At 58.3% G+C, this 13889-nt stretch carries 9 protein-coding genes; 5 read left to right on the top strand and 4 right to left on the bottom strand.

Annotated elements, in window-relative coordinates:
- Position 1: 1 nt before the first annotated feature.
- From GS611_RS14130 to GS611_RS14120, 3 genes are all read right to left on the bottom strand, one after another.
- Entirely contained in the window at positions 2-2404 is a 2403-nt protein-coding gene (locus GS611_RS14130) for an FAD-dependent oxidoreductase (RefSeq protein ID WP_171636704.1), read from the bottom strand.
- A 111-nt stretch (positions 2405-2515) separates the two neighbouring features.
- Positions 2516-3145: a glutathione S-transferase family protein gene (locus tag GS611_RS14125; RefSeq protein ID WP_171636702.1), complete on the bottom strand. Its 630-nt coding sequence runs from the start codon at positions 3143-3145 to the stop codon at positions 2516-2518.
- 18 nt (positions 3146-3163) lie between these two features.
- Entirely contained in the window at positions 3164-3685 is a 522-nt protein-coding gene (locus tag GS611_RS14120) for a class I SAM-dependent methyltransferase (RefSeq protein WP_171636701.1), read from the bottom strand.
- Positions 3686-3894: 209 nt separating this feature from the next.
- Here GS611_RS14120 and GS611_RS14115 point away from each other — a divergent pair, with 209 nt between their 5' ends.
- Genes GS611_RS14115 through GS611_RS14095 form a run of 5 tightly spaced genes read left to right on the top strand, consistent with a single transcriptional unit; the run spans position 3895 to position 11119 of the window.
- On the top strand, positions 3895-5667 hold the full coding sequence (locus GS611_RS14115; RefSeq protein ID WP_171636699.1) for an ABC transporter ATP-binding protein: 1773 nt from the start codon (positions 3895-3897) through the stop codon (positions 5665-5667).
- On the top strand, positions 5660-7573 hold the full coding sequence (locus GS611_RS14110; RefSeq protein ID WP_171636697.1) for an ABC transporter substrate-binding protein: 1914 nt from the start codon (positions 5660-5662) through the stop codon (positions 7571-7573). Before GS611_RS14115 ends, GS611_RS14110 begins: the two co-directional genes overlap by 8 nt.
- 14 nt (positions 7574-7587) lie before the next feature.
- A complete protein-coding gene (locus GS611_RS14105) occupies positions 7588-8616 on the top strand; it encodes an ABC transporter permease (RefSeq protein ID WP_152457137.1) in 1029 nt (342 codons plus the stop codon).
- A complete protein-coding gene (locus GS611_RS14100; protein WP_152457136.1) occupies positions 8613-9767 on the top strand; it encodes an ABC transporter permease in 1155 nt (384 codons plus the stop codon). Before GS611_RS14105 ends, GS611_RS14100 begins: the two co-directional genes overlap by 4 nt.
- Positions 9764-11119 (top strand): CoA transferase, encoded by a 1356-nt coding sequence (locus tag GS611_RS14095; protein ID WP_171636694.1) that lies wholly within the window; start codon positions 9764-9766, stop codon positions 11117-11119. Before GS611_RS14100 ends, GS611_RS14095 begins: the two co-directional genes overlap by 4 nt.
- A gap of 23 nt (positions 11120-11142) precedes the next feature.
- Here the strand turns inward: GS611_RS14095 and GS611_RS14090 are convergent, their stop codons facing one another.
- Complete coding sequence (locus tag GS611_RS14090) at positions 11143-13518, bottom strand: mechanosensitive ion channel family protein (protein WP_171636692.1); 2376 nt, start codon at positions 13516-13518, stop codon at positions 11143-11145.
- Positions 13519-13889: the final 371 nt, after the last annotated feature.

Below are 13889 nucleotides of genomic sequence, written 5' to 3'. Positions count from 1 at the left end.
ATCAGCCTCGCATCGCTTTGCCTTCGGGGTCATAAGGTGACGGCGCGATCACACGCGCCGGACGTTCAACGCCCACCACGTGGACGGACAGTTCCGTGCCCGGTTCCGCCTTGTCCCGATCAATCAGGGCCATCGCCAGTGACTTACCGGTATAGTGCCCGTAGCCGCCCGAGGTTACGAACCCAACGCGTTCGCCATTGGCCCAGACCGGTTCGTATCCGCTGGCATCTGCGTCCAGAGCATCGATTTCCAGTGTCGCCTGAATTTGCGCGGGGCCGTTGCCGTCACGTTCGGCAAGCGCGCCCGCCTTTCCAACAAAGTCCTTGTCCCAGTCGATCCAGCGATCCATTCCGGTCATGCCCGGTGTGTAGGCCTGCGTGAACTCCGCCGACCAGATGCCAAAGCTTTTCTCAAGCCGCGTGGACAGCATCGCGTTGAAACCGCATTCGCGGATGCCTTCCTCGGCCCCCGCTTCCAGCAGGAGACGGCGCAGCTTGATATGGTCGCCATAGCGGCAGTTGATCTCGTACCCCTTTTCTCCGGTCACCGACATGCGGGCGACGCGGGCGCGCACGAGGCCGATATCGAAATCGCCGCACCCCATGAACTTCAAGCCCGAGATATCCTGTTCCGCCAGTTTTTCCACAACCGCCTGTGACTTCGGCCCGACCACGGCAAAGCCGCAATATTCCTCGCCCAAATCACGGATATTGACGCCATCCATCATGTGATCGTCGAACCAGCGCATATGCCAGGCCCGCAGGTAATAGCTTCCCATGATCCACCAGGTCCCGTCGCCCCAATTCAGCACCGTCAGATCACCCTTCAGGCGTCCATCCTCACCCAACATCGGGGCCAGTTTCGCACGACCCGGGCCGGGGAGCTTGGAGGCCATGACATTGTCCAGCCAAGCTTCTGCGTTCGGACCGGAAACCTCGAACCGCGAAAAGCCCGAAATATCCAGCAGGCCCGCACCTTCGCGGATCACTTTGCACTCCTCGGCCACGATGTCATGCGCGTTCGAACGCTTGAGCGTCGGGGTTTCCTCGAACCCTTTCGGCGCGAAATAAAGCGGTACTTCGAGATCCCAGCTGACGCCCCATTTGCACCCTGCCTCGGTCATCGCATCATGCGCCGGTGCCATTTTCAACGGGCGTCCGGCGGGCAGTTGCTCGTTCGGATAGGTCATCACGAAGCGGCGGGAATAGAACTGGCCCGTCGTCTCGCGGATGTAGCGCTTGTTCTGTGCAAAATCGCCATAGCGCGCCACATCCATCGGCCACGCGTCGGCCTCGGGTTCGCCATGGATCATCCATTCGGCCAACGTCTTGCCGACGCCGCCGCCTTGCAGGAACCCGGCCATCACCGCGCAGGCGGTCCAATAACCGCGCTTGCCCGGCACCGGACCGACCAGAGGGTTGCCGTCGGGCGAGAAGGTGAACGCACCGTTCACCCATGTCTTGATGCCCACGTTCTGGATCGCCGGATAGCGTTCGAACCCCAGCGTCAGTTCGTTTTCGATACGGTCCAGCTGCTCCTGGAACAGCTCTTCGCCATAATTCCACGGCGCGCCGTCCATGGCCCAGTGTTCGTGATCGACCTCGTAGATTCCGACCAGAACACCCTTCTGATCCTGCCGCATATAGGTGAAGCCCTCGAGATCCACGGTCATCGGCATCTCGAAATCGGCCGCGGCGACCTCGGGCACCGTGTCGGTGATCAGGTAATGGTGTTTCAGCGGAGAAACCGGCAGTTCGACCCCTGCCATGCGTCCCACCTGCTTGGCCCACAGGCCGGCGGCGTTGACCACATGTTCGCAGGTGATCGTGCCCCTGTCGGTCACCACCTGCCAGCCATCCGCCGTCTGGATCAGTTCCTCGACCTTGGTTTCCTCGTAGTATTCGGCACCGCGCTTTTTCGCGGCGGTGGCATAGGCCTGCACGGTGCCTGTGGTGTCGATATAGCCTTCGCGGTCGGCCCACATCGCGCCCAGAATGCCGTCGGTGGACATGATCGGGCAGCGTTTCTGCGCCTCTTCAGGGCTCAGCAGTTCACAGTCATCAATGCCGATGGACTGGAAGATACGGTAATTGGCCTGCAACCACTCCCACCGCTCGGGGGTTCCCGCCAGCGTCAGACCACCGGTCATGTGCAGGCCGATATTCTGGCCTGATTCCTTCTCGATCTCGCTGAGCAGATCAATGGTATAGGCCTGCAAAGACGCCATGTTCGGATCGGCATTCAAAGCATGAATGCCTCCCGCTGCGTGCCAGGACGACCCAGACGCCAGCCGCCGCCGTTCCAACATGACGACATCCGACCAGCCAAACTTGGCCAAGTGATACAGAACCGAGGCCCCGACAACGCCTCCTCCGATGACCACGACGCGATATTGGGATTTCATCCCGACCTCCCCTGAACAGAATCTGAGGAGACGCTAGTGGCACTGTTCACATCTGTCTAGACATTTCTGTACAGTGCTGATCACAACGCAACCCGGCACGGTTCAGCAGGTTTACAGACTTGCGCTTGGACGAGATTGGATGGCTCGAAACCACGCAAGGGTGGCCGCGTTGTCTTCCGGGATACGCATCTTGATGACGCGGGTGAAATCGACAAAAACGAAAGCCGAGATATCCGCCAGGGAAAACACGTCACCGGCCACAAACGGGCTTTCCGTCAGACGTGATTCCAGCATTTCAAAGAAGGATGCCACACGCTCGCGCCCGCGCTGTGCAAGTTCGGGAATCTGCGCATGATTGGAAGGGCCCGGAATGGCGCGATCCTTGAAGGCGGGATGTCCATTGCGCAATGCCTCGGCAATCGGTGCCCCGCCCTGATGTTCGACGATCGCGTTCCACATCAGAACCAAACCTTTTTCCTTGGGGGTTCGGCCCATCAAAGGCGGTTCCGGAAACTGTGCCTCCAGAAAAGCCGCAATGCCCAGATTTTCCGTAAAAACGGTTCCGTCATCCGTTACCAGAACCGGGATCGTGGCCCGTGGATTCACAGCGCGAAAGGCTTCGCTCAACTGTTCACCTTTCGCAATCGAGACCTCACGCGTTTCGATATCCAATCCTTTTTCGGCAATGAACATCCGCGCACGACGAGGGTTTGGAGCAGTGGAGCAATCGTAGAAAATCATGCCGTTACTCCTTTTCGGTCAGCGGCGATATATGAAACAGCGCCCTTCGACGGCGCCTTCGGGCAACGGCATCTCGGTCAGCCCTTCGAAATACATCCGATCACTCGAGACCATCAGCCCGCCCGGAGCAAGCAAAGGCTCGATGAGCGGAGATACAAACCGCGCGAATTTGTCATTCTTTTCGCGATTGTGCCCGCCAAGATCCGCGTGGATCAGGCTGGCTGACGCACCGAACCGTTCAACCGATGCAGGTAGGGTATCCCGCACATCACCCAGAATCACGCGATCTTCGGGCGGGGTCGAGTCGGGGTGCGAGGCCACCGCGCGTTCGAACACATAGACCGGGCGACCATCCATGTGCTGCACAAGATGGTGATACGTACGCCCGTTGCCCAAACCCAATTCGAACACCGGACCTGTCATGCCCGCAGTGTGCCGGATTGCGTGATCCAGACAAGCGCGCTGAGACACCATGCGATCGATGAACAGATCCAGACGGCTTTGATTCTCGGACACCGGAAAATATCTCCTTGATACCATTCGAGAGCATAAATGCGCCCGATGCCGTCCTTGATGGCAAAATCTCAAGACTTTGTGTAGCGACGAAGCCCATAGTTTCACGATTTCGCGACATTTCGGCCCAAGAACGGGTTTGACTAGTCGGGCGGAACCGCGCGACACTGAACAAAAAATCACGGGGAGTTGAAGTAACCGATGTCATCGAACGGTCAAACGGGTGGAAAACCCGCATGAGCGCGTTGTTGTCCGTAAGAGACCTCAGCATCGGCTTTGGTACGGGCAATTCCGTGGTCACGGATGTGAACTTCGATGTCGAAGCCGGACAGACGCTTGCCCTTGTCGGAGAATCGGGATCGGGAAAAACAATCACATGCCGCGCAGCCTTACGTATCCTGCCCCGCACGGCGCAGATTCGAAGCGGCACGATTACCCTGAACGATTCCAAGGGCATGTGCGAGCTCACCACGGTTTCCGAACGTGAGCTGCGCGACATCCGCGGCAATCGGGTTTCAATGATCTTTCAGGAGCCCATGAGATCGCTGTCCCCGCTGCACAAGATCGGCAATCAGGTCAGCGAGGTTTTGTGGCTGCATCGTGGGCTGTCCGAGTCCGCGGCGCGCAAAAAGGTCCTGACGCAATTCGAACGTGTCGGTTTCCCTGATCCACAGCGTGCCTATGACTCCTACCCTTTCGAGTTGTCAGGCGGTATGCGCCAACGTGCCATGATCGCCATGGCAATGGTGTCCAAACCCGAATTGCTGATCGCGGACGAACCGACCACCGCACTGGATGTGACCACGCAGGCGCAGGTTCTGGGCCTGATCAAGGAATTGCAGCGTGAAACCGGCATGGCGCTTATTCTGGTGACTCATGATCTGGGCGTCGTCGCCAACATGGCCGAGCAGGTCGTCGTCATGCACAAGGGACGTATCATGGAGGCCGGCCCCGCCGCCCCGATCCTGACCGCGCCCGCACACCCGTATACCAAGCAGCTTTTTGATGCCGCGCCGGAAATACCGGATCAGGATGCGGTGGGTATACCGATGCCCGACACGGATCTGATCCTGCAGATGAAGGATGTGTCCAAGACCTATACCATGCGGTCCAGCAAAGGATGGCAATCCGACAAAGCAATCTATGCCTGCCGAGGAGTCGACCTGAACCTGGCGCGCGGCAAGACTTTGGCAATTGTCGGTGAAAGCGGATCTGGAAAGACAACGGCGGCCCGCATCGCCTTGGGGGCTGAATTGCCCGACCCCGGTGGTGAAGTCCTGTTTCGTACCGCCCCCGACGCCGACCCGATCACGGTGCACAAAATGACCCGAGCCCAGCGCACAGCGTTTCAGCGCAAGGCGCAGATGGTGTTTCAGGACCCTTACAGTTCGCTCAGCCCGCGGATGCGCATCCAGGACGCCATGACCGAGCCACTGGAAATCCATCGCATCGGCACAACAGCCGAACAGCGTGACAAAGCCGCCGAGATGTTGCAGCGCGTCGGCCTGACGGGTGATATGCTCAAACGCTATCCGCACGCGTTTTCCGGAGGGCAGCGACAACGCCTTTCAGTGGCGCGGGCCATGATGCTGGACCCGCAGTTGATCGTGTGCGACGAACCGACCTCGGCATTGGATGTGTCTGTTCAGGAACAAATCCTGACTTTGCTGGAAAACCTGCAAGACAGCCTGAACCTGTCCTACCTGTTCATCTCACATGATCTGGCCGTTGTTGCACGGATCGCTGACGAAGTTGCCGTCATGAGGCGGGGTCTGATCGTCGAACAGGCACCGCCCGAAACTCTTTTCTACAATCCGCGCCATCCATACACCAAGGCGCTGATTGCCGCTCAACCCGAACCCGACATCAATCGCCCGATTGACCTTCAATTGGTTTCTCTGGGTGCCGGCGCGCCGGACAGTTGGGATGAAGCCTTTCGTTTCTCGGACACCGTGATACCCTCATTGGTGGAATTGGAACCGGGCCATAAGGTACGTTGCCATGTTTAATACCATTCGCCCTCTGCTGCTGGCCGCAATGCTGGCGTTTTCAGGGACCCTGCCCGCCGCGGCAGAGACAATCCCGACACCTCAGGAAAGCGCATTCTGGAGCGCCGAGGTTGAAAGCGGCAATCTTCCGCCAGTGCAGGAGCGTTTGCCCAAGGACCCTCTGATTGTGGATCTGGCCGCAAAAGGAAGAGAATTCGGGAAACCGGGTGGCACTCTGCGCACCATGGTCACACGATCCAAAGATATCCGGCAGATGGTTGTCTACGGCTATGCAAGGTTGGTCGGGTTCAACCAAGATTACGAATTGGTACCCGACCTGCTGGCCTCGTATGAAAACGAGGGCAATCGCAAATTCACCCTGAAACTGCGCGAAGGACACAAGTGGTCGGACGGCTCTCCCTTTACCTCGGAAGACTTCCGCTATTGGTGGGAAGACGTCGCCAACAACGAGTTGCTCAGCCCGTCAGGCCCACCCGATTTTCTGATCGTCGAAGGCAAATTGCCCACGGTCACGTTTCCTGATGAGACCACGGTGATCTTCGAATGGGATGATCCCAACCCGAACTTTCTGCAATCTCTGGCACAAGCACGACCGCCTTTTATTTACCGGCCGGCCGCCTTTCTGAAACAGTATCACGAGAAATACGCAGATGCGGAAGAGCTTGCCTTTCAGGTTGAAGATGCCCGGGTCAAAAGTTGGGCAGCGCTGCACAACAAGCTGGATAATCTTTACAAGTTCGACAACCACGAACTTCCCACGTTGCAGCCATGGCTGAACGCCAGCTCGGGCAAGAAAATCCGTCACAGCTTTGTGCGCAACCCCTATTATCACCGCATCGACAGCAAGGGGGTGCAGCTTCCCTATATTGACGTGGTCGAGATGGAGATCGTCGCCCCCGGTCTTGTTGCCGCCAAGACCAACGCCGGTGAAAGCGACCTGCAAGGCCGTGGCCTTGCCTTCCGAGACGCGTCGATCCTCAAGAAAGGCGAAGCACAGGGCGGATACAAAACGCTGTTGTGGAAAACCGGCGTGGCCTCGCAGGTCGCGATCTACCCGAACCTGAACTTCTCTGATGACGTCTGGCGCAATGTACTGAGGGACGCTCGTGTTCGGCGCGCCTTGTCGCTGGCCATCGACCGGCAGACCATCAACCAGGCGCTTTACTTCAAACTCGCACACCCTGCCGCGAACTCGGTTCTTCCCGCCTCGCCCTTCTACAGTGAAGAAAACGCTGCGGCCTGGGCACAATACGATATTGATCAGGCCAATGCACTTTTGGATGAGGCTGGTCTGGATCAGCGCGACAAGAACGGCATTCGCCTTTTGCCTGACGGCCGTCCGATGGAGCTGGTTATCGAAACCGCGGGTGAGCGGCAGGAAGTCGAAAACGCGCTTCAGATCGTAACCGATACCTGGCGTGAAATCGGTGTCAAACTGGTCATGCGCCCGCTGGACAGGGACATCCTGCGCAACCGCGTTTTCGCGGGCAACTCCATGGCGTCCGTCTGGTTCGGTTGGGATGACGGTATTCCACAGGCGCATACATCTCCGGCTTATCTGGCCCCGACAGATCAGGTGTTTCTGGCCTGGCCAAAATGGGGGCAGCACTATCAGACCGGTGGCGAAGCGGGTGAGGCCCCCGACATGCCAGAGGCGCAGCGCCTGATGGAATTGGCGCATGAATGGCAAATCGCCGCGACCGATGAAGAACGCGCAGCTGTCTGGACCGAGATGTTGAAAATCCATGCCGATCAGGTCTATGCGATTGGCATCCTAAACGGCGCCCCCCAGCCCATTGTGGTGTCAAACCGCCTGCGCAATGTTCCGGAACAGGCTATGTGGGCTTGGGAACCCGGTGCACATTTCGGCATTCACCGCCCGGACGAATTCTTTTTCGCCGACTGAGCAGGAGCAGCTAAATGATCATGCTGCGCTACGTGGTGTATCGCTTTTTCACGATGCTGCTGACTTTGTTGGTGGTCTCGGTTCTGGTTTTTGTAATCATCAACCTTCCGCCCGGCGACTATCTGAGCAACCAGATCGCTGAACTTCAGGCCTCGGGCCAGTCCGCAGGTGTCGCAAAGGCAGAGTTTCTGCGCGCTGAATACGCTCTGGACCGTCCGATGTGGGAACAATACCTGATCTGGATGGGATTCTGGCCCGGACCGCACGGGTTTTCCGGGTTGATTCAGGGCAATTACGGGTGGTCCTTTGAATTCGACCGTCCCGTTTCCGAAATCGTCGGTGACACGCTTTGGTTGACGGTTGTGGTCAATCTGGCTGCAATCCTGTTTGTTTATGCCGTCGCATTGCCACTGGGCGTTATCGCCGCCGCGCGGTCCCGGACATGGATCGACTATACCTCGGCCTTCGTCGGATATCTGGGGCTGGCAACGCCGAACTTTTTGCTGGCGCTGATCCTGTTCTATTATGGCCACCAGTATTTCAACCTGCCGATCGGGGGCTTGATGGATCCGAGTTTCGAAGGCCAGCCGATGAGTTGGGAGAAATTGAAGTCCATCCTCATCCACCTGATCGTACCGACCTTCGTCATCGGTACTTCAGGGGCATCGGCGATGATGCAGCGTCTGCGCGCGAACATGCTGGACGAACTCGGCAAACCCTATGTGGAAACCGCCATCGCGAAGGGCATGGCCCCGTCACGAATGCTGACCAAGTATCCCCTGCGGGTGGCCTTCAACCCCTTTGTCGCCGATATCGGCAACCTGCTGCCGTCGATGGTGTCCGGCTCGGTTCTGGTATCGGTCGTTCTGGGCCTGCAAACCATCGGCCCCACACTGCTGACTGCTTTGAAGACGCAGGATCAGTTCTTGTCGGCGTTCATCCTGATGTTCGTCGCCCTGCTGACGCTGATCGGCACGATGATTTCGGATATCCTGCTGGTGATGCTGGATCCGCGCATTCGGTATGAGGGGCGCGAGGCATGACTGATCGTCCTGACAACCGCTATGTCGATGACGCGCCGTTTGATCCGCAGGCCTCGATTCAGCAGCTGGAACGCGCCGATCTGGATGCCCCCAACTGGGTTCTGGTCTGGCGCAAGTTCAAAACCCACAAGCTGGGCCTAATCTCGGGCATTTTCCTGCTGTTTTGTTATCTAATGCTGCCCTTTGCCGGGTTTATTGCGCCTTACGGGCCAAATGACCGAAACGGAGAGCACCTGTACGCGCCGCCACAATCGGTAAACTGGTTTCACGAGGGCGAGTTCATCGGCCCACATGTCTATCCGATCGTCGCCGAGGCGGACCTTGAAACCTTCCAATGGAAGTTTGTCCCCGACACAGAAGACCCGCGCCCGATCCGGTTCTTCTGCGAAGGCTCTGAATACAAGCTGGCCGGTTTCATACCGTCGGACACACACCTGTTCTGCCCGCCAGAGGGGACAACGCTGTTCCTGTGGGGATCCGACCGTCTGGGCCGAGACATCTTCAGCCGTATTCTCTATGGCGCGCAACTGTCTTTGACGGTGGGTCTGATCGGTATCTCGGTGTCCTTCTTCCTTGGCATCCTGTTCGGTTCGATGGCCGGCTATTTCGGCGGGCGTATCGACTGGACCATCAACCGCGTCATCGAAATCCTGCGTTCGTTGCCGGAACTGCCGCTGTGGCTGGCCCTTTCCGCCGCCGTGCCTTCGAACTGGAGCCCGGTCGCAGTGTTCTTCATCATTTCGATCATTCTGGGCATCCTCGACTGGCCGGGTTTGGCGCGCTCGGTTCGGGCGAAGTTCCTGTCTTTGCGGGAAGAGGAATATGTCAGAGCCGCCGAGATGATGGGGGCAAGTTCTGGCCGCGTGATCCGCAAGCACCTGCTGCCCAACTTCATGTCGCACCTGATTGCATCGGCCACATTGTCGATCCCAGCCATGATCCTGGGGGAAACGGCGCTCAGCTTTCTTGGCCTCGGCCTGCGCGCACCCGCAGTCAGTTGGGGCGTGATGCTGAATGACGCGCAGAACCTCGCGTCGATCGAGATCTATCCCTGGACGGCAATCCCGATGCTGCCGATCATTGTCGTGGTATTGGCGTTCAACTTCCTTGGTGACGGGCTGCGCGACAGTCTCGACCCCTATCAGCAATGAGTCTTCTTGCCACGCTTCCCGCTGCCGGCAGCTATCACAGGGTCGGTGCCGGTGTTCTGCCAAGCGCCTTTGCCGTTTCCGAATTGGCCACCGCCAGTTTCGCAGCCGTGGGGCGGGAAATGGCCCAGCTGATCCAGGCGATCAACCTGTCCACGAAGGCACCCGAAGTCTCGATTGATCATCGGCTGGCATCTCTGTGGTTCGGCTATTCCTTCAAGCCGGATGGTTGGGACATGCCCAGTTTGTGGGATGCGGTCGCGGGCGACTACAAAGCCGCTGATGGCTGGATTAGGCTGCACACAAACCTGCCCCGCCATCGCTCTGCCGCGTTGAAAGTCCTTGGCACCCGGCCAGAGCGTGAAGCCGTGGCAAAAGCCGTCAGATCTTGGTCAGTATCGGATCTGGAAACGGCGGTTGTTGCCGAAGGTGGGGTGGCCGCTGCCATGCGCAGCCGGACGGAATGGCTTGATCACCCACAAGGCCGCGCCGTGTCGCGCGACCCTTTGATCGGATGGCAGGGACCGCGCTATGTCAATCTGCGCGACAGACCCCGGGCCACTGCTGATCGGCCTCTGGCAGGGTTACGGGTGCTGGATCTGACGCGCGTTCTGGCCGGCCCGGTTTCTACGCGAACGCTTGCAGGGTTCGGAGCCGAGGTCTTGCGCATCGACCCACCTGGCTGGGATGAACCGGGGGTGATCCCCGACATATCGCTGGGAAAGTGCTGCGCCTATCTTGATTTGAAATCCGAAACCGGCCTTGAACGATTGCATGGGTTGCTGGCTCAGGCGGATGTGTTCATACACGGGTATCGACCCGGCGCGCTGGAGGCACTGGGTCTGACCCGGGCCAAACGTGACGAGCTGGCTCCGAACCGGATCGAAGTCACGCTGGATGCCTATGGCTGGCAAGGTCCATGGTCGACCCGGCGCGGGTTTGACAGCCTTGTCCAGATGAGCGCGGGTATCGCCCATGCCGGGATGGAGTGGGCGAACGCGGACAAGCCGACCCCGTTGCCGGTTCAGGCTCTGGACCACGCGACCGGCTATCTGATGGCGGCTGCCGTCCTGTCCGCACTGGCCGAGGCCGCGTCAGGCAATTCCATCATGCACGCACATCTCTCTCTGGCGCGCACCGCCGAACTTCTGGCCGTGCTCGGCAAAGACGACGCAGAAGCTTCACCCATCAGCCCGGCAACACCGGATTACGGCACGGCGACAGAGGCGTCCGGCTGGGGGCCGGGCCATCGCCTCAACCCTGCACTGAGGGTCGGCGAAGCGACGATGCGCTGGGATTTGCCCGCGTCGAAACTGGGCAGTTCAGAACCTGTCTGGCCGCTCGACGCCTACTGACCATCCGGTACGCAGCCGCGCCCCTATCGATCGTCGCCCCCAGGGCCGATATCGTCCAGGTAATCCTCATCGATCGCTGCCTGCACCGCGCCTGTTACCGCCTCACGCTGTTTCGGCGTCAGGTCATCGGCGTCTTTGCCGTCTGCCAACCTCACGGTGACTTCGCGATGCGCGAATTTGATGCCTTCCCGCGCGAACAATTCACGAATTTCCTGATAGACCTTCTTGCGCACCAGCCACTGATCGCCCGGTTTGGTCATGAACTTGACCCGGATGATCATCGCTGAATCCTGCATTTCGATCACGCCCTGGGACTTCAGCGGCTGTATGAAGTTTTCGCCGATCACAGGATCGCTCAGCAACTCCTGCCCCAGCTTCTTGATCAGCTTTCGCACCTTTTCCACGTCAGTGTCATAGGTCACGCGCAGCGGCAGTTTCATGATCACCCAGTCACGGGAATAGTTCGTCAGAACCTTGATTTCGCCAAAAGGAATCGTGTTCAACGCGCCAAGATGGTGACGCAGCTGGAAGGACCGGACCGAGATCTTCTCGACCGTTCCCTTGACGTCTCCGATATCGATGTACTCACCCTTCCGAAAGGCATCATCCATCAGGAAAAACGCCCCGGAAAAGATGTCTCGCACCAGTGTTTGAGATCCGAAACCGACAGCCAGACCAACCACACCGGCACCCGCAAACAGCGGGCTGACATTGATACCAAGTTCCATGAGAACGATCAGCATGATGGTCACGACCACAACGGCCAGAATTGCGCCGCGGAACAATGGCAGCAGCGTCGCCAGCCGGCTTTGTCCGCCTTCCCCGCCCTCATCGCCCAGTTCGGCCTCGGTGCCATCATCGACTTCTTCCGCTATCTTGCTGTCGATCCAGATGCGAAAGAAATGAAACAGGATGTAGCCGATGAAGATGATGACCATTACATCCAGCACACGTGCAACCGGCAGGTCCTCGCTCCATTCCGCATCGGGATACCAAATCACCACAAGGGCATAGACACCGATCACAAAGGCCAGAATTCCAGCCACCCGACGCGCCAGATCCTCATAGGTCAGAAGATACTGTTTGCGCTGTTCTGCCTCGGGCGTTTCCACGGGCTCGGCATCCGCTTCGGCAGCGGCGGTTTCTTCGTTTATCTCGTTGATCTTGCGCGAACGGTCAAAATACCGCTCCAGCACGTAGTTCATCGCACCATAGGCAACGACGACAGACATGAAGATCATATAGCTGCTTGCGATCAGCGGCAGCGGCGTTGGGTTCTCCAGTGCAAGATCAACCGCCAGGCGGAACCAGCTGAACACGACATAGACGATCAGTGCAGGTGCCCAGCCGAAGGAGACGAACCGCAACAACCACGAGACCTGATCCGGCGCTCTTCCGCCCCGGATGGCATTTGAAATGGCCCGGGCATTGAACAGGATCATCAGAATATTGCCAAAAGCGCCTACCATTGTCAGGCAGCCATAGACCATGGCGTAGACGTTGTAGTTCAGCCCGAAATCCGCAACCCAGGTCGAAAACAGAACAACCGTGATGTCATAGGTCGCGAGGGCCGAAGCCCACAGATACAGCCGCTTGGCGTCCCGGTCCGAGAACGGCGGCAGCCGGTATTGACTCAGGTAAGGTGACAAAACCATCCGCCACAGATCGGACACCGTGCGCGACAGGAAGAACGCCGTGAAGATCGCCGTGACCGTGAACTGGATCGAGATATCGTCCGCTTCGCCAAAAAACAGGTATCCGACGATCAGGGCCATGAGCATGGCAAATATCGTCGCTCCGATCCCCATCAGGAACCGGAACAGAAGGAAGGGCATCTTTTCTCGGTAACCCTGCGGTTCATCCTTGATCCGCGCCACGACCCAGCGACGCGCGATGCGTTTCCCGTATATCTCGATAGACAGCCAGCGGCCCAACAACAGGAACAGGATGTTCCAGCCCAGAACTTCCACATAGGTCTGAATGCGACCGTCCGGACTGGTCTGGCGCAGGATATACTTCACTTCGAACACCGAATACGGCAGCGCCTCAAGCCGTGACTGCATGGACTCACGGAATTTCGAGAACCGCTCCTGCGCCTTCATCAGCTGCGACCCCTCACCCATGGGATTGTTCGAATCGCCCGCCGCATCATTCGTACCCGCATCCGTGCCGCCTGCCGTTGTCACAACCTGCCCGGCGCTGTCGATGACGATCACACTGGCCCCGGCTTCGCTGGCGGCGCGAATTGCGGCAGCCAGGTCGCTTTCCGGCGAGGACGCAGACGAACTGTCCGCGTTGTATCCCGGAATCAAGGATGTTTGCGCTGAAACGCTTACCGGAAGCGCCAGTACAAAAGCCCACAAAGCCAGAAGTGTTGCGGCCAGAAAGGTATGTTTCATGGGGTTTTGCATCCAGTTTTTCCGATAGCGATCAGATTACAGAAGGGTTTTAGGCAGTTCAAACACTCGGGTGCACCCTGCTCAATATCGTGTTCGGGCGTGTTCTTGGCGCACTGCGTAATTCCGGATGTTTTCAATCTGGCGAAAATTGAATATGAACGGCAGTTGAAGGCCCTGCCCCTTTGCCAGTTCATCGGTTCTTTTGCGATCCCTCTCAAGCTTTGGTGCGACATGACGCGAAACCGTCAATATGCTGTTGCCAAATCGCAATGCTTGGAACATTTGCTGAAGAGCAATTCCTCCTTTGGCAAGCGCGACGGGGATATATACAGTAACGCTTGCAAACGCGCGGATTTCGAACCGGGATCAAG

It is taken from the genome of Ruegeria sp. HKCCD6119 (assembly GCF_013110585.1).
In the GTDB taxonomy this organism is placed as follows: domain Bacteria; phylum Pseudomonadota; class Alphaproteobacteria; order Rhodobacterales; family Rhodobacteraceae; genus Ruegeria.
Note: the sequence above shows the minus strand (reverse complement) of the source record. Positions and strands in the feature narration are given on the sequence as shown.